The sequence below is a fragment of the Microbacterium sp. LCT-H2 genome (assembly GCF_001866135.1).
Classification (GTDB): domain Bacteria; phylum Actinomycetota; class Actinomycetes; order Actinomycetales; family Microbacteriaceae; genus Microbacterium.
The window spans coordinates 191814-208944 of record NZ_MODW01000002.1; the positions used below are offsets into that span (position 1 = coordinate 191814).

Consider the following 17131-nt stretch of genomic DNA (forward strand, 5'->3'; position numbering starts at 1 on the left):
CCCGCGCGATAGGCTCGCCGGGTGGCGTCCTTCTCTTTCGGCACCGGCAACGCGGCCAAGCTGCTCCGGATCCCGCTGTACGCCCTCGGTCGTCTCGGCACCCTCGTCGTGCCGCGCGGTCGGCGATGGGTCTTCGGCTGCGGTGCCGGCGTCGGCGACGGCGCTCTCGCCCTGCAGCGGTATGCGGCAGGGGAGGGGCATGAGACCCTCTGGCTGACCGGATCGGCGCGCGAAGCGGCCGACGCCGAGGCCCTCGGCCTGCGGACCGTCCCGCGGGGCGGGTTCCGCGGATGGTGGGCGACCGCGCGCGCCGGCGTGCTGATCGTGACGCACGGCCTCGGCGATGTGAACCGCTACGGCAACGGTGGCGCCTTCGTCGTGCAGCTCTGGCACGGTATCCCGCTCAAGCGCATCGGCCTCGACTCGCCGGCCACCACGCAGGTGCCCGCCGTCCCCGGCGCCCCGATCCTCCGGCGCCTCGTCGGGCTGCTGTACCGCGGCGCCGCGCAACGGATCCGCGTCCTGCCCGCCGCCTCGCACCGGGCCAGGGCGCGCCTCGAGTCCGCGTTCGGGCTGAGCGACGGCCGGGTCGTGGTCACGGGGGAGCCGCGCGTCGATGTGCTCTCCCTCGGCACGCCCCAGGAACGCCGCGCGCATGCACGGGCTCTGCTCGCGGAGGCCCTGGGCGCGATCGGCGACGCCCGACGAGTGGTCCTCTACGCGCCGACGTGGCGGGACGGCGCCCCGGACCCCTCGGTGCCGACGGCCGAGGAATGGATGCAGATCATCCGGGTGCTGGAGGAGCACGACGCCGTCCTCCTCGTTCGTTCGCATCCGCTCGGTGACGGCAGCTACACGCCACCGCTGACGACCGAGCGAGTGCGCGCGCTGCCCAGCGCGGTCGTCAGCGACGTCACCCCGGTGCTGGCCGCGGTCGACGTCCTCATCACCGACTACTCCTCGCTCGCCTACGACGTAGGGCTCCTGGACATGCCGGTGGTCTTCCTCGCACCCGATGTGAGGGAGTACGCCCGCACCCGCGGCTTCTACGGGCGCTTCGAGGACGTCGCCGCTTCAGGCCTCGCGACGGGATGGGAGGCGGCGCTCGTCCGGCTGGCGACGCTGCTCGGCGACCCCGCCGCGTTCGACGAGGCTGCCCGACGTTCCGCTACGCTCAGCGCGGAGATGCACGCGTTCCGTGACGGTCAGAACACTCGTCGGGTATACCGGACGATCCGTGCGCGGGGGATCCCTGCGCCGAAGGGAGCAGCATGACGACGGCCCGCATCGATGACACGGCACAGGCGCTGGTCATCGCAGGGACCGGGCAGCGTCCGGAGAGTGCCGAACTCTCCGGACCGCGGGCGCGGGTGGAGGCCCGCGTCACCGGCGGGGGGAAGACCTGGAAGGCGACGTTCGTGCTCCGCGCATCCCGGTGGGGTGGCCCGGAGCTGCCCCTGCCATCAGGTGAGTACGAGCTGCGTATCGGCGGTGCCGATCTGGCGGAGCTGCGTCTCGCGCCGGTCGTGCTCCCGGGCGTGCGGATCGCCGTCGAAGGCGCGCTCGTCCGCATCGCGGCACCCGTCGATCCCGTGTACGACACGGCAGAAGGGCGCTCGACACTCGAGGAGCGCTATGTGGCGCAGACCGGCGGGACGGAGAACGCCGTGTTCTTCGAGAGCTTCTACGGCCGGAGCGTCGGGTGCAACCCCCGCGCCATCGATCGGGAGCTGGCGCGGCGTGCTCCGCAGGTGCGCCGGTACTGGAGCGTCGCCGATCTGTCGGTGGAGGTGCCGGACGGCGCGATAGCGGTCATCGAGGGCAGCCCGGAGTGGTGGCGCGCCCGCGGTGCTGCACGACTGCTCATCGTGAACGACTGGCTGCGCCGTCGCTTCGCGCGCAAGCCGGGGCAGAAGGTGCTGCAGACCTGGCACGGCACGCCCCTCAAACGTCTGGCGCTGCACCGCCCGGGGTTCGACCCCCGGCGGATGGCGGCGGTGGTCAAGGAGTCCCGGCGGTGGGACGTGCTGCTGGCGCAGAACACCTACTCCGCGCGCATCCTCCGCAAGGCCTACGCGTTCTTCGGGCGGCCGATCTGGGTCGACGGCTATCCTCGCAACGATGCTCTGCGCACCGGGGATCCGGTCGCCGTGCGCGCGGCGCTCGGCATCGGAGCCGACGAACGCGTGCTGCTCTACGCCCCGACGTGGCGTGACGACCGTGCGGAGATGGTCGACTTCGTCGATCCGGAACTCCTCGCGCGGCAGACGAACGCCGTCGTGCTCGTGCGCGGTCACTCGCGCACGCTGGGGGAGGGCAGGGACCGTGCCGGCGCGCGGGTGATCGACGTGACCGGCTATCCCGAGACGTCGCAGCTCCTGCTCGCCGCCGACGCCCTCGTGACGGACTACTCCTCCGTCATGTTCGACTTCTCGGTGACGGGCAAGCCGATGTACTTCCTCGTGCCCGACCTCGACCACTATCGCGGTCAGCTCCGCGGCTTCTACTTCGATCTCGCGGAACGCGCGCCGGGCCCGCTGGTCCGTACGCAGGACGAGCTCGTGGCCGCGCTGGACGACCAGGGCCACCGGGAACGGTACGCGGAGCGCTATGCCGCGTGGCAGCGGCAGTTCAACGCGCTCGACGACGGCCGGGCCGCGCAGCGGGTGGTCGACCGGATCCTCGACCTCGGATTCGTCACCCCGTAGCCGTCGGCGTTCAGGGCAGGGGAGTGTTCCGCGTGCCGAGCCGCGATGCGTCCACCGTGTCGCCGGCTCCGCGCAGCACCCCGCCGAGGAAGCCGAGGCCCCACGAGAGGTGCATCGTGGGCAGCACGAGGAGCGTCCACAGGCGTTGCCGCACGCCGCCCCCGCCCGGCGCGAGAGCCACGCCGACCACGAGCAGGACGTAGAGCGCGAGCGGGACGTAGACCAGACCCGAGGCGATGAGGGAGACGATGCCGGACACGACCCCGGTGAGCTGCAGGATCCCGAGGACGACGGCGAGCACGACGAACAGCAGGAGCACGGGTGGGGCGAAGTAGCGCAGACCGTTGCGGCGCCCGAAGCGGCGCACCAGCTCTCCTCGCCAGGCCCCGGTCGCGCGGAACTGTCTGGCCAGTCGCAGCCAGCTCTCCCGCGGCCAGTAGGTCACCGACAGCTCGGGATCGAACCACACCCGGTGGCCGGCCTGACGGATGCGCAGATTCAGCTCCCAGTCCTCGCCGCGGCGGATCGACTCGTCGAAGAGACCGACCTCGTCGAGCACCTCCCGCCGCATCACGCCGAGGTAGGCGGATTCCGCCTCGCCCTCGACGCGGCCGCCGTGATACGCGCCGCCGCCCAGGCCGACCGGGGAGTTGTACAACCGGGCGACGGCCTTCTGGAAGGGAGTCCGGCCCTCGGCGTGCATCACGCCGCCGACGTTGGCCGCCCCCGTGCGCTGCAGCGTCTGCAGGGCACGGGCCGCGTAGCCGGGGGCGAGCTCGGAGTGCGCGTCGACCCGGATGACGGTGGGGTAGCGGCTGGCCCGGATCGCGGCGTTGAGTCCGACGGGGATGTGCGCGGCGGGGTTGTCCACGAGGCGTATCCGGTCGTCGGCAGCGGCCAGTCGGCGGGCGAGGGCCGTGGTGCCGTCCGACGACGGTCCCAGCGCGAGGACGAGCTCGGCCGGAACCCCGACCTCCTGAGCGAGCACCGACGCGACCGCGTGCTCCAGGTAGGCGCGTTCGTTGAGCACCGGCATCACGAAGGACACCCCGGTGACGGGGGCGGGGGATCCGTTGGCTGGCACACGTCGATCATGTCACGCCGCTCCTGCCCCGCCCTCCCAGGCAGAGCGCGGTGGTCGCGGCTCAGCGGGGGCCGCGAGCGGACGAACTATCCTGGAGGGATGGGTGCACTGTCTGACGCGAAGAAGGCCTACCGTCTCCTGCGGCGGGCGCTCGCTTCGCGCTCCGCGGTGCAGCGTGTCCGCCGTCGGCTGGCGGATCAGGCGCCGTACCCGGCAGATCACTTCCGGGTCGCCGTGTACTTCGCAGACGGCGCGGTCAACATGTATCAGATGCGGCAGTGGTACCGCCCGCTCGCCGCGCTCGCCGAGCGGTGGCCCGTGGTGGTGCTCGCGCGCCAGGCGACCGGCGCGGAGAAGCTGCTGGAGGAGGACGGCCCGCCCGTCGCGTTCGTGCCGAAGGTGCGCGATCTCGAGCGGTTCCTGGCCACACAGGACATCCGGCTGGTCCTCTACGTGAATCAGAACACCCGCAACTTCCAGATGTTCCGGTACGGCCGTCGCTGGCATGTGTTCATCAATCACGGCGAGTCCGACAAGATGTACATGACCACGAATCAGTACAAGGCCTACGACTACGCCTTCGTCGCCGGTCAGGCGGCCAGGGATCGGCTGTCGCGGACGCTGTGGGACTACGACGTGGAGAGCCGGACGATCGAGATCGGACGCCCCCAGGCGGACCACTACTCCGGCTCGCTCCCGTACACGCCGGACGACCGTCTCGTCGTCCTCTACGCCCCGACGTGGGAAGGCGATCGTCCCAGCGCGCATTACGGCTCCATCGCCTCGCACGGCGAGCGCCTGGTGGCGCGACTGCTCGCGACGGGCGAGCACCGGGTCATCTACCGCCCGCACCCGCGCAGCGGTGTCATCGACGAGGCCTACGGGGCGGCGCATCGGCGCATCGTCGCGGCCATCGCCGCCGCGAACGCGGCCGACTCGACCGCGCAGCACGTGTACGACGACGGCCCCGAGCTCGGCTGGCAGCTCGCCGCCGCCGACGTCGCCGTCGTGGACATCTCGGCCATGGTGTACGACCGCCTCGCGGCGGGAAAGCCGCTCATGATCACGCGCCCTGTCGACGAAGAGGCCGCCGTCGACACCACCGGCTACCTCTCCGACTGCGAATGGCTGTCCGCGGAGGCGGCGGACGACATCGTCGCCGAGGTCGAGCGCGTGCGGGAGGACGAAGCGGCCGTCGCGCGCCTGCAGATGTGGGTGCGCCACTACTTCGGCGACACGACCCCCGGCGTGGCGACGCAGAAGTTCCACGCCGCCGTCGACCGGCTCATGGGGGAGTGGGAGCGGTGGCGCGACCGGGAGATCGGTGCCGTCCGCGGTGATGCGGACGATGACGACGACGAGGCGGACGACGAGGACGCATGAGCGGCGACTTCTCACGTTCCGCTGCGCTCGTACCGCGTCTCGAGGTCGTCGACGCGACCGGATCGACGAACGCCGACCTGCGGAGAAACGCGGACGACGCCGACGCCTGGCCGCACCTCTCGGTCCTCCTGACCCGGCACCAGACGGCCGGACGGGGGCGGCTGGATCGCCGGTGGGTGGCCCCGGCGGGTTCGGCGCTCGCGGTGAGCGTCCTCCTCCGCGATCTGCCTGCCGAGCCGGCGGCGCGAGGCTGGATCCCGCTCGCCGCCGGGGCGGCCATGACCGAGGCCGTCGCCGCACAGCTTCCTGATGCCGCCGTCGTCCTCAAGTGGCCGAACGACGTCCTCGTCGACGGCCGGAAGATCTGCGGCATCCTCGCCGAGGCCACGCCGACGGCCGTGATCGTCGGGGCGGGCGTCAACACCGCCATGACCGCGACGCAGCTTCCGGTTCCCACGGCCACCTCCTTCGCGGTGCAGGGGACCGTCGTCGACGAGGACGAGCTGCTCCGTTCCTACGTGTCGGCGCTCGACGGCCACCTCCGCGCGCTCGCCGCGGCGGACGACGCGACCGCGAGCGGTCTGCATGCGGCGGTGACCGCGCGGTGCGCGACGGTCGGACAAGCCGTGCGCGTCTCGCTCCCCGGCGGGTCCCTGCTCGAGGGCGTGGCCGTCGGCATCGACGACGAGGGGCGTCTCCTCGTCGCGGCGGAGGGGACCGTGCACGCGGTCTCCGCGGGTGACGTCGTGCACGTCCGGCCTGCGTGACGCGGGGACACGCCGTCTCGCGGACGGTGTTGTCGGCGATCGCGGGCACAATGGGGGTGTGACCCAGCCCGTGACGCTCGGCGGACGCCCGCTGATGCCGCCGCCCGGCACTCCCGCCGAGGAGTTGCTCATCGCGCGCTTCCGCGGCCACGCTCGCCGGCTCTTCTGGTCGGCGCTCGTGCTCGTCGCCACCTTCGGGGCCACCGCCTACTTCTACGGCAACCTTCCGGCCGGCTTCGAGGACTGGATGCTGCTCGCCGCCGCCGGGGTCGTCGTGCTCGTCGCCGTCGTGATCCCCTTCATCGTCTGGTACTCGCGGACGACGACGATCACGACCCGTCGTGTCATCGCGGCCCAGGGCTTGGGCGCGCGCAACCGCCGCGAGATGTCGCACGCCCGCGGCTACACGATCGGTGTCCGCCGGGGTCCGCTGCAGCGGATGTGGGGCTGCGGCACCATCACGCTCTCGAACGGCGTGGACGCACCTCTCCGTCTCGTGAACGTCCCGAACGTCACCCTCGTGCACGAGACGCTCGCGGATCAGATCGAGGTCGGACAGATCCTCGCCCATCGCGACGCCCAGGCGAGCGGCGACGAATTCGCCTGAGCGCGAACTCGCGACCGCCTCCCGGCCCGTTCGCTTCGCCGTTCCCCGGACCAGCGAGCGTGCGGAAGAATGGGCATAACGAATGGAGGCGGCACATGGCGCTGCGTGTGGGCGTGATCGGCGGAGGACAGCTGGCACGGATGATGATCGCTCCGGCGGTCGAGCTCGGTCTCGAACTGCGGGTGCTCGCCGAGGAGGAGGGCATGGCCGCGGGCCTGGCCGCCACAGCGGTCGGCGACTACCGGGACCTCGACACCGTGCGCGCCTTCGCCGCCGACGTCGACGTCCTCACCTTCGATCACGAGCATGTGCCGCAGGAGGTGCTGCGTGCCCTCGTCGCCGAGGGGATCGCGGTGCATCCCGGACCGGATGCCCTCCAGTTCGCGCAGGACAAGCTCGTCATGCGCGCCCGCTTGGCAGAGCTCGGCGTGCCGCAGCCGGAGTGGGCCCCGGTCCGTTCCGCCGATGAGCTGCAGCGCTTCCTCGACGAGCACGATGGTGCCGCGGTGGTCAAGACGCCGCGGGGCGGATACGACGGCAAGGGCGTGCGGGTCGTGCGCTCCGGTGTCGAGGCGCAGGACTGGCTCGATGCGCTCGAGGGCTCTGACGCCCTGCTCGCCGAGGAGCTCGTCCCCTTCGTCCGCGAGCTCGCCCAGCAGGTCGCGCGCCGACCCGGAGGCGAGATGATCTCGTATCCGGTCGTCGAGACCGTGCAACGCGATGGCGTCTGCGCCGAGGTGATCGCCCCGGCGCCCGCGGCGACCGAGCGTCTCGCCGAGGTCGCCGAGGACATCGGTCGTCGCATCGCGGAGGGCCTCGGCGTGACCGGGATGCTCGCGGTCGAGCTCTTCGAGACGGACGACGAGCGCATCCTCGTGAACGAGCTCGCGATGCGTCCGCACAACAGCGGGCACTGGAGCCAGGACGGCGCCGTCACCGGACAGTTCGAGCAGCACCTGCGTGCCGTGGCTGATCTGCCTCTGGGCGACACTCGGCCTCGTGCGGCCTGGGCGGTCATGGTGAACATCCTCGGAGGTCCCGTGGAGGGCACGCTGGGGGACCGTTTCGAGGCGGCGATGGCCGCGCACCCGGACGCCAAGATCCACACGTACGGCAAGGCACCGCGTCCCGGTCGGAAGGTGGGTCACGTCAACGTCGCAGGGGACGACCTCGACGACGCGGTGTACGTCGCCAGGGCGGCCGCGGCCGCCTTCGTCTGAGGATTCCCGCGGCGGCGCACGGGAAAAGACGTGTGCCGCTCGGGTGTTCTCCCAGCGCGAGACCGTAGCCTGATCTGGTGACCGAGCCACTGCACTCCTCCGCCGTCCCTCTGGTCGGCGTCGTCATGGGATCCGACTCCGATTGGCGCGTCATGAGCGACGCGTCCCAGGCGCTCACCGACTTCGGGATCCCGCACGAGGTCGAGGTCGTCTCGGCCCACCGCACGCCGGACAAGCTGATGTCCTATGCGCGGGAAGCCCGAGCTCGCGGCCTGCGTGTCATCATCGCCGGCGCCGGCGGTGCCGCCCACCTTCCGGGCATGCTCGCGTCGATGACGGCACTTCCCGTCGTCGGGGTCCCCGTGCCGCTCGCGTACCTGGACGGTATGGACTCGCTGCTGTCGATCGTGCAGATGCCCGCGGGCATCCCGGTCGCGACGGTCTCGATCGGCGGTGCGCGCAACGCGGGTCTGCTCGCGGCCCGGATCCTCGGTGCCGCGGACGACGAGCTGGCCGACCGTGTCGAGGCTTATGCCGCCGACCTCGAGGCCCAGGTCGAGGAGAAGAACGATCGGCTGAAGGGCTCGCTGTGACCCTTGCGCCCCCGCGCGCGACGCGACGTCCGCTCATCGAGACGCGGCCGCTGCGACACCCGGATACGGCCGACGCCGGGCTCATGTCGAAACGCGCCTGGTGGCTCGTCGGTCTCAACGTCCTGCTGCCGGGGTCCGCGCAGGTCCTGGCGGGCAATCGACGCCTGGGGAGATTCGGACTCGGCGTCACCCTGACGACGTGGTTCCTGGCCCTCGTCACCGTCGGGCTCGTGCTGTTCGCCCGCCCCGTCTTCCTCTGGCTCACGATCGGCGGCGGCTTCGTATCGGCGGCGCTTCTCACGCTCGTGCAGGTGCTGCTCGTGGGAGTCGTGGTCCTCTGGATCGTCCTCACCTTCGACACGCTCCGCCTCGTCCGACTGGTCAAGGTGCCCGCGCCGTCGCGGTTCCTCGTGCCGGTCGTCGCGCTCGTCCTGCTGGGGCTCGTCGGAGGCGTCTTGGGCTACGCGGCCACCGCGGTGGGCTCCGTGCGCGGCAGCGTCGGGGCGATCTTCGGGCAGAGCGGCCCGAGCCTCCCGCCCAGCGACGGCTACTACAACATCCTGCTGCTCGGCGCAGACAGCGGGGACGGCCGCGACTCGATGCGTTTCGACAGCATCTCCGTCGTCTCGGTCAACGCCGAGACCGGAGCAGTGACCATCACCGGGATCCCGCGTGAGCTCCCGCACGCGCCGTTCAGCGACGGCAGCCCGATGCAAGAGCTCTATCCCGACGGCTTCCAGGGCCACGGGTCGTCCACCTGCGGCTGGAACGGGTGGATGAACCATGTCCGCAACGCCGCGGAGGTCTGCCGGGAGGACAAGGGGACCGGGCTCTATCCGGATGCGGAGGCCACGGGTTCGGCGCCGGGCATCGAGGCGACCAAGGATGCCGCGGAGGGCGTGCTCGGTATCGAGATCCCGTACTACGTCTTCGTCGACATGCACGGCTTCGCCGACCTCGTGGATGCTCTCGGCGGCGTCGACATCACCGTCACGGAGCGCCTGCCCAAGGGCGGCCCGCCGGAAGGCTGGTCCGGCACGGACGTGAACGAATGGGCGATCGGCTGGATCGAGCCCGGGCAGCAGCACATGGACGGCGACACGGCCCAGTGGTACGCCCGCTCGCGCTACACGACCAGCGACTGGGACCGCATGAAGCGGCAGCGTGAGCTGCAGGAGGCGATCCTGGCCCAGTTCACTCCGCAGACCGTCCTCACCCGCTTCAACGAGGTGGCGGCTGCGGGCACGGCGCTCATCAGCACCGATCTTCCGCAGGGCAAGCTGCCGGAGTTCTTCGACCTCATGCTGAAGGCCAAGGAGCAGCCGGTCCAGACCGTCGAACTGACACCCGAGAACGGCGTCGACGAGTTCGACCCGAACTACGGCTTCATCCACGAGCTGCTGCAGCAGAAGCTGCACCCGCCGACGGAGACCCCCGTCCCCGCTCCCTGAGTCCGCAGGGGACGACGCAGCCCACGGGCGATGTTCCCGGGAACATCGCCCGTGGGCCGTCCGGTGCATGACCGGATTCGCCAGACGACGGTGATCGGAGGGGGAGGGATCACCGTCGTCCAGCCGGCCACCGCGCAAGGCGGCGACCTGGCTCAGGCGCGCATGCGGCGCGCGATTCAGGCGCGCTTGCGGCGCGCGGCTCCGACGGCGACGAGGGCGCCACCGGCGACCAGAGCGACTGCTCCGCCGCCGATGATCCACGGCGACACCGATCCACCGGTGAGCGCGAGTTCCGTGCCGCCGGTGAGCGGCAGCTCGGTCCCGGCGGGCGCGGCGGTGCCGGGATCGTGGTCGCAGCTGGAGGCAGCGGCGTTCCCGTGCGACACCGTCACCGTGGCGGTGTAGGCCCGGGAACCGGCGAAGTCGAGCGCGTAGGAGCCCTGACCGTCGGAAGGCGGGCGGAACGTGACCGTCAGGCTGCCGTCGGATGCGGCGGTGTTGCCCGAGATGGCGGCGGCACCGGCGTTCTGCCCCGAGACGGACACGCCGACGGTCTCCGCCGGCTCGAAGTACCCGGCGCCGAAAGCGACGGTCGAGACCTCACAGGTGTCGATGATCGCGTCGCCCACCTTCGCGCCCGGAGGCGAGGGGTAGGAGTCGCTCGGCGCCGCAGAGGCGACGGTCGGCGCGGCCAAGATGAGCGCGCCAGCGGTAAGGCTGATGGCAGCCAGTTTCTTCAGCATGATTTCTCCCCAGAATGTCACGCGGAATCGCCTCCGGACACACCCCTGCGTCCGACTGCGCGAAGTCCTCTGCCCCCACGGCAGGTTCACGGACCCCGGTTATTCCCCAGTGAGACGACAGTACCTCATCCGTCGGCGATTGTCACGAGCCGCACTGCAGGGTGTCGCGGGTCAGCTTCGGGGCGACGATCAACGGGGTGTGCTGCACCTCGGTGAGGCGCGCTCCGGCGCCGTCGCCCTGGAACTCCACCGTGATCGTGGTGGAGGCGCCGGGGGCGAGGAGCACCTCGTGCTGCACGACGGAGCGACCGCCGATGGTCGTCGTCTGCACGCCCTCCTCCGTGCCGTCCCGGTCGATATGCGACGGCAGGGCACCGTCCGGACCGTAGACGGCGATCAGGGTGCGCACGCTGCCGGCCGGCACGCCGTAGATGCCGTCCCCGGTGACGTACGGAGGCAGAGAAGTGGCGGCGTCGGCGGGGGCCGTGTTCGACCAGGTGACGCGCACCTGGGTCGTCGGCACCCCCGCGCAGGTCCCCACCGCCGTCGCGATCGAGGCGCGGGTGTAGTAGTCCATCTTCCCGCCGGTCCCGTCGTTGATCAGGACGCCGACCACCGCGGCGTCCTCATCGTCCTGCGGCATGGCGCCGCCGAGCGCGCTGGCGGCGAGGAGCGACTCCTCCGACTCGTGCGCGCTCCAGATCCGGATGCGGCCTTCGCCGGCGGCGTCGGCGAGAGCACGGACGAGGGCCTGCGGCTCCGCGTGGGACAGAGCGGCCGAGAACAGCCCGCCGGCGGCCTGGGCGAAGATCGCGTCCTGAGCCGCGGGATCGGGGATCGCCGCGTAGATCTCCGAGAGGAGCAGGTCGGTCACGGTGTCCGCAGTCGCCGTGAAGGGCCCGAAGGAGAGATCCCCGGTGGCTCGCATGAGGTGTGCGGCGACCACGGCGTCCACCGCGATCACCCCGTCGACCTTCCCCCCGTAGCGTCCCTCCCATCGGGCGGCGATGGTCTGCCCCGCTTCACGGAAGTCGGGGATGCTGGTGATGTTCTGCAGATAGCGGCCGGGGCGGTCCTCGAAGAGCGCGACGGTGCTGTCGCTGAGGGGCAGCGCCGTGTCCAGCGGGGGGAAGTCGCGCGTCGACGCCTGCCGTTGCAGCGTGACCTTGCCGTTCTCCGCGCGCAGGAGCGCGATCGAGCCGATGATGCCGCCCGATGACCGCAGCTCTGCGTTGTTCTGCATCGCGAGAACGTACGTGCGCGGGCCCTCGCCGCCGAGCATGGTCGGCAGCAGGACGGAGGCGCCGTGCAGTGCGCCGACCGCCGTGGCGGCCTGGGTGACGGCGCCGCGCATCTCCCGCACCGCGTCAGCGAGCGGCGGAAGGGTGGCGTCGGCGTCGATGCGGCGGGCCCGCTCCTCCGCCACGGTCAATGCCGCGCTCGCAGTGGCGAGCGGCTTCTCGGCGGCGGCGAAGGGGGCGAGGTCGATCGCCCCGCCTGCGAAGCCGAGGCTCGTGAGGTCGACGTCGTCGGCGACGTCGAGCAGCGGACCGAGGGCTTCCGTGGAGACGTCGTCGGCGATCTCGGCGACCTCGCTCACCGCGCGGAAGTTCGGGCCGATCCAGGGCAGCACAGCGAACGCCTGCCAGATCGGGTCTCCCGTCAGCGATCGGGCCGACTCCGCGTTGCGCGAGATGCGGGCGGCGACCGGGGCTGCGCCATCGAGATCGCCCTCGGCGATGGACTGCTTGAGCTGACTGGTCGCTTTCGAGATCTGCTGGAGGTTGTCGACCGCGCCGATGCCGCGCACCGTGACCCAGCCCAGCGCGAGGACGAGGAACACGAGGACGAGGCCGACGGTCCACCCGACCCATCGGCGGCGGACGGGAAGGCGACCATCGCTCACCCTGGCATTCAAGCACGGCGACGCTGCCTGCCGCGCTCCCGATGCTGTGGGAACGCTGAGTAGCGGTGTGGACGGGTGATGCGCTCCCGGGGTCGTCGGCGTCCCGCGGTTAGCCTGATCGCATGGGTGCTCGACTGCGTGTTGTTCTGGATCAGCTCGTCCATGTCGTCGACCCCGATCAGGCGGCGGCATCACGGGATCTCGCCGCCGGGCTCGTCCAGACGGCCCCGCCGAACTGCACGGTCGACGCGATCGTGCCGTCGGGGGTGGACGTCGACCTGCGCGGTATCGGAGAGGTGCGCACCCTGGCGGTCGGACGCCGTGAGCTCGCCGCGTCCTGGCAGCTCGGTATCGCCCCGGGAGTCGGCGGCGGCCTCATCCACGCACCCACGCTGCTCGCTCCGCTGGTGCGTCATGACCGCGTGCACGACAACGACCAGACGACCGTCACCCTGTGGGATCTGCGGGCCTGGGAGGCGCCGTCCCACCTGTCCAGGGGCGCCGTCGCCTGGCAACGCGGGATGCTCCGCCGTGCCGTGAAGCACGCGGACGCCGTGGTCGTCCCCTCGCATTCCATGGCGCAGCGGCTGTCCGGCCTCGTGAAGCTCGGCGACCGCATCCGCGTCATCGCGGGCGCTCCGCCCCAGGGTCTCGTCCTCCCGGAGGACGCCACGTCGCGCCGCGACACACTCGGCCTGCCGTCGGAGTACCTCGTCCTGTCCGGCCCGCAGGACACCCTGGCCGCCGGGTTCCGCGGGGCGGTCGCGGCCGGTCTCGACGCCGTGGTGATCGGGGCGGCGGAAGGCGCGGAACCGCGCATCGCCGAGATCGCCGCCGCTGCCGGACTGCCCGAGCGTCGCGCGCACATCCGAGGGTCCCTCGAGGTGTCGGACCGCGCCGCCGTCGTCGCCGGGGCCCGCGTCTTCGTCTCCACCGACGCCGTCACCGGATGGCCCTGGCGCGCCGTGGAAGCGATGTCGCTGGGTGTCCCCGTGGTGGCCGTGGAGTCCGGGTGTCATCACGACGTCCTCGCCGACGGGGGAGCGGTGGTCGCCGAAGAGGCACTGCCGGAGGCGATCGAGGACGCGGCGGGCGCCGGAAGGGAGCGCCTGCGCGTGCTCGCCGCCGACCGGTCGCGGGCCTTCTCCTGGGCGAGCGCCGCGGAGCGGGTGTGGAGTCTGCACGCAGACCTCTGAGCACCTGAACGCCAGCTTCGCATCCACGCGACACGCCGGGAGCTGATCGCGTTTCCGTGGCAACAGTGGCATCATCCCGCAACTTCCGTCACACTGGTCACATGTCTCGACGTGCCCCACGCTCTCGAAACACCACGAAGGTCACCCGCCTTCTCACCTGTTTCCTCGCTGCCTCCGCTCTGGTGATCGGCACGGTGGTCCCCGCCACCGCCGCCTCCGCCGCGACCTCGGTCGCACCGACCATCGCGCGCACCGCCGTCGATCCCGCGCAGACGGGGCTGGCCAAGACGTCCCTCGTCGGGTTCACCCCCGGCAACATCATCAGCGACGCCACCTTCACGAACTCGGGCACCATGACCGAGGCGCAGATTCAGACCTTCTTCAACAGCAAGGTCTCGCGGTGCCTCGGTGGGCGTGATGAGAACAACGAGGCGATCGTGTGCCTCAAGGACTTCCGGATGGATACCGTCACCCGTCCCGGTGACCAGTACTGCAGCGGATACTCGGGCGCGGCGAACGAGTCGGCAGCGCGCATCATCTACCGCGTGGCTCAGGCCTGCGACATCAACCCCCAGGTTCTCATCGTCATGCTCCAGAAGGAGCAGGGGCTCGTGACCCACACCTGGCCGAGCGCCTGGCGGTACCGCATCGCACTCGGGCAGGGCTGCCCGGACACGGCGCCGTGCGATCCGAACTACATCGGGTTCTTCCACCAGATCTACGGCGCGGCGCGCCAGATGCAGATCTACATGGAAGGCAAGTGGTTCCAGTGGTACGCGCCGGGACGGACGTGGAACATCCTCTGGCATCCGAACTCCTCGTGCGGCTCGGCGCCTGTCCGGATCGCGAACAAGGCGACCTCGGCGCTCTACTACTACACCCCCTACCAGCCGAACTCGGCGGCGCTCAAGGCGGGTTACGGCAGCGGAAACAGCTGCTCGTCCTACGGCAACCGGAACTTCTACAACTACTTCACAGATTGGTTCGGATCCACGCAGGCCGTGGATCCCCTGTTCGCGATCAATCAGCTCTACACGAAGCTCGGCGGCGCCGGTGGGGTCTTGGGTGCGGCCGGTGCCAAGCCGTCCTGCACGGCTTCGACGACCCGGTGTACCTGGAACTATGCGAAGGGGCTCATCACCTGGACGCGTGCTCTCGGAGCGCTGACGGTGTACGGCGACGTCTACACCGCGTATGCCGCCCAGGGCGGTCTCGGTGGCAAGCTCGGCTATCCGGCCGTGACTCCCAAGGCGGTCACGGATCCGAACGGGAACGGCATCTCCCAGCAGTTCGACAAGGGATGGATCCATTCCTCGAGCAAGGGGACGTTCGCGTCGTCGTCGACGGTCATGACGGCTTACAGTGCGGCCGGATGGTTGCGCGGCACCCTCGGCTGGCCGACGGGTGCGGAAAGCTGTGCGTCGGGACGATGCCTGCAGACCTTCGCCGGCGGAGTGATCCGGTACGACACCGGGAAGCCTGCCTACGTCGTTCCACCCGTCGATGACTCGAACATCCTCACCGTCTACACCGCGCAAGGCGGATCGACGGGCGCGCTGGGTTACGCCGCGGCGGCCACGCAGACCGTGGTCGATCCGAATGGCAACGGCACGGCGCAGCGCTTCGATGGGGGGTGGATCCATTCCTCCGCAGCCGGGACATTCGCCTCGTCGACGACGATCATGACGGCGTACAGCAAGGCTGGCTGGGTCCGTGGCTCATTCGGCTGGCCCACGGGGCCGGAGAAGTGCTCGGGGGACGTCTGCACGCAGCCGTTCCAGCGTGGCGCGCTGCAGTACACGAAGGGTGGGGCGGCAGGCCCCGCGGCGAGCGTCACCAACTCCGCGATCAAGACGGTGTACGACGCCACCGGCGGCGTGAACGGCCCGCTGGGGTACCCGCTGAAGTCGGTCCAGACGGTGACGGACAAGAACGGCAACGGATTCGCTCAGCAGTTCGCAGGTGGGTGGATTCACTCGAGTGCTCGGGGGACCTTTGCCAGCTCGACGGCGATCATGTCGCTGTACTCGGCCGCAGGGTGGATCCGCGGAAACCTGGGTTGGCCCACCGGGGCGGAGAGGTGCTCCGATCTCGGGTGCTCACAGACCTTCGCGAAGGGTACCCTGACGGTCCCGAGCGCTGGTTCGGACGGGGCCAAGGTGACCGCGGCGATCCGTGGTCTGCACGACGCCATCGGCGGCGCGACAGGGTGGATCGGGGCTCCTGTGGCTCTGGTGCAGCACGTCACGGACCCCCAGGGCAACGGCGACGCGCAGAAGTTCGCCAAGGGATGGATCCACTCGTCGGCGAAGGGGACCTTCTCGTCCTCGGCGACCGTCATGGCAGGGTACAGCGCGGCAGGGTGGCTGCGCGGACCGCTCGGGTGGCCCATCGCGGAGGAGAAGTCCGTGACGGACCCGAACGGCAACGGGCTTGCCCAGCAGTTCGCCGGTGGATGGGTGCATTCCTCGGCGGCCGGATCGTTCGCTTCATCCTCGGCGATCATGTCGGCGTACAGCGCCGCGGGGTGGCTGCGCGGATCCCTCGGATGGCCGACCGGTGCGGAGACAGCCGTGACCGACAAGAACGGGAACGGTCTCTCGCAGAAGTTCGCCGGTGGCTGGATCCACTCGTCTTCACACGGGTCCTTCTCATCCTCCGCAACGGTCATGAAGGCGTACAGCGCTGCCGGCTGGCTCCGCGGCCCGCTGGGCTGGCCGATCGGTCCGGAGACGTGCGTGAACGGTTCGTGCGGGCAACCGTTCATGGGTGGATCGATCCGTTATGAGTCGGGCTCGCCTGCGGTCGCGATCCTGACCAATCAGAACGCGGCGATCCAGAAGGCGTATCAGGCCGCCGGCGGTGCCGACGGACCGATGGGCCATCCACTGGCTGCGCTCCAGACTGTGACCGACAAGAACGGCAACGGCTTCGCCCAGAAGTTCACGGGTGGCTGGATCCACTCGTCCGCGGCGGGCACGTTCCCGTCGTCCACGGCGGTGATGGATGCCTACAGCGGCGCCGGCTGGCTCCGGGGCGCGCTCGGCTGGCCGGCGGGCGCGGAGACGTGCGCGGGGGACGTCTGCCAACAGGCTTTCGTCGGTGGCACCATCCGCCTCACGGGAACGAACGACGACGTGTTCCTTACGAACAAGAACGCGGCGATCCAGAATCTCTATACATCCATGGGCGGTGCGAAGAGTTCGCTCGGCTACGCCTCGTCTCACCTGCAGGTCATCTCGGACCCCAACGGCAACGGCTTCGGGCAGGCCTTCACCGGCGGATGGATCCATTCTTCGGATCGCGGCACGTTCGCGACCTCCACGGCGATGATGAAGCTCTACAGCGCTCGAGGATGGATTCGCGGAGACCTCGGATGGCCGACCGGCCCGGAGACCTGCACGGCGACCACCTGCACGCAGACCTTCGCGAACGGCACGCTGTCTTTCACCAGGTGAGGAGGAGGCGGTCCG

Annotated in this window: 13 protein-coding genes; 10 read left to right on the plus strand and 3 right to left on the minus strand. The window is 70.6% G+C overall.

The window, feature by feature from the left end:
- Nucleotides 1-21: 21 nt before the first annotated feature.
- Together BK819_RS05355 and BK819_RS05360 are read left to right on the plus strand one after the other, a co-directional pair.
- On the plus strand, nt 22-1275 hold the full coding sequence (locus BK819_RS05355; RefSeq protein ID WP_071328237.1) for a CDP-glycerol glycerophosphotransferase family protein: 1254 nt from the start codon (nt 22-24) through the stop codon (nt 1273-1275).
- On the plus strand, nt 1272-2708 hold the full coding sequence (locus BK819_RS05360) for a CDP-glycerol glycerophosphotransferase family protein (RefSeq protein WP_071328238.1): 1437 nt from the start codon (nt 1272-1274) through the stop codon (nt 2706-2708). The genes BK819_RS05355 and BK819_RS05360 overlap by 4 nt, the downstream gene beginning before the upstream one ends.
- A 10-nt stretch (nt 2709-2718) precedes the next feature.
- Here the strand turns inward: BK819_RS05360 and BK819_RS05365 are convergent, their stop codons facing one another.
- Nucleotides 2719-3744 (minus strand): glycosyltransferase, encoded by a 1026-nt coding sequence (locus BK819_RS05365; protein ID WP_071328723.1) that lies wholly within the window; start codon nt 3742-3744, stop codon nt 2719-2721.
- 147 nt (nt 3745-3891) lie between these two features.
- Here BK819_RS05365 and BK819_RS05370 point away from each other — a divergent pair, with 147 nt between their 5' ends.
- The 6 genes from BK819_RS05370 (at nt 3892) to BK819_RS05395 (ending at nt 9813) form a co-directional block, all read left to right on the plus strand.
- The gene (locus tag BK819_RS05370) at nt 3892-5175 is read left to right on the plus strand and encodes a CDP-glycerol glycerophosphotransferase family protein (RefSeq protein WP_071328239.1); all 1284 of its coding nucleotides are present in this window, start codon (nt 3892-3894) and stop codon (nt 5173-5175) included.
- Entirely contained in the window at nt 5172-5942 is a 771-nt protein-coding gene (locus tag BK819_RS05375; protein ID WP_071328240.1) for a biotin--[acetyl-CoA-carboxylase] ligase, read from the plus strand. Before BK819_RS05370 ends, BK819_RS05375 begins: the two co-directional genes overlap by 4 nt.
- A gap of 94 nt (nt 5943-6036) precedes the next feature.
- Nucleotides 6037-6549: a PH domain-containing protein gene (locus tag BK819_RS05380; RefSeq protein ID WP_083391712.1), complete on the plus strand. Its 513-nt coding sequence runs from the start codon at nt 6037-6039 to the stop codon at nt 6547-6549.
- Between the two features lie 59 nt (nt 6550-6608).
- On the plus strand, nt 6609-7769 hold the full coding sequence (locus BK819_RS05385) for a 5-(carboxyamino)imidazole ribonucleotide synthase (protein WP_256209395.1): 1161 nt from the start codon (nt 6609-6611) through the stop codon (nt 7767-7769).
- Nucleotides 7770-7894: 125 nt separating this feature from the next.
- Nucleotides 7895-8362 (plus strand): 5-(carboxyamino)imidazole ribonucleotide mutase, encoded by a 468-nt coding sequence (purE, locus tag BK819_RS05390; RefSeq protein WP_060922793.1) that lies wholly within the window; start codon nt 7895-7897, stop codon nt 8360-8362.
- The gene (locus BK819_RS05395; RefSeq protein WP_071328243.1) at nt 8359-9813 is read left to right on the plus strand and encodes an LCP family protein; all 1455 of its coding nucleotides are present in this window, start codon (nt 8359-8361) and stop codon (nt 9811-9813) included. Before purE ends, BK819_RS05395 begins: the two co-directional genes overlap by 4 nt.
- Nucleotides 9814-9989: 176 nt before the next feature.
- Here the strand turns inward: BK819_RS05395 and BK819_RS05400 are convergent, their stop codons facing one another.
- Both BK819_RS05400 and BK819_RS05405 read right to left on the minus strand, forming a co-directional pair.
- Nucleotides 9990-10556, minus strand: coding sequence for a hypothetical protein (locus BK819_RS05400; protein WP_071328244.1), 567 nt, complete (start codon nt 10554-10556; stop codon nt 9990-9992).
- Between the two features lie 142 nt (nt 10557-10698).
- Nucleotides 10699-12462, minus strand: coding sequence for a DUF4012 domain-containing protein (locus tag BK819_RS05405; RefSeq protein WP_071328245.1), 1764 nt, complete (start codon nt 12460-12462; stop codon nt 10699-10701).
- Nucleotides 12463-12584: 122 nt separating this feature from the next.
- On the opposite strand from BK819_RS05405, the gene BK819_RS05410 reads away from it, so the two are divergent.
- On the plus strand, nt 12585-13658 hold the full coding sequence (locus tag BK819_RS05410) for a glycosyltransferase (RefSeq protein ID WP_071328246.1): 1074 nt from the start codon (nt 12585-12587) through the stop codon (nt 13656-13658).
- Nucleotides 13659-13759: 101 nt separating this feature from the next.
- Nucleotides 13760-17116 carry an LGFP repeat-containing protein gene (locus BK819_RS05415; protein ID WP_083391676.1) on the plus strand — a complete coding sequence of 1119 codons (3357 nt, stop codon included), beginning with the start codon at nt 13760-13762 and terminating at the stop codon, nt 17114-17116.
- Nucleotides 17117-17131: the final 15 nt, after the last annotated feature.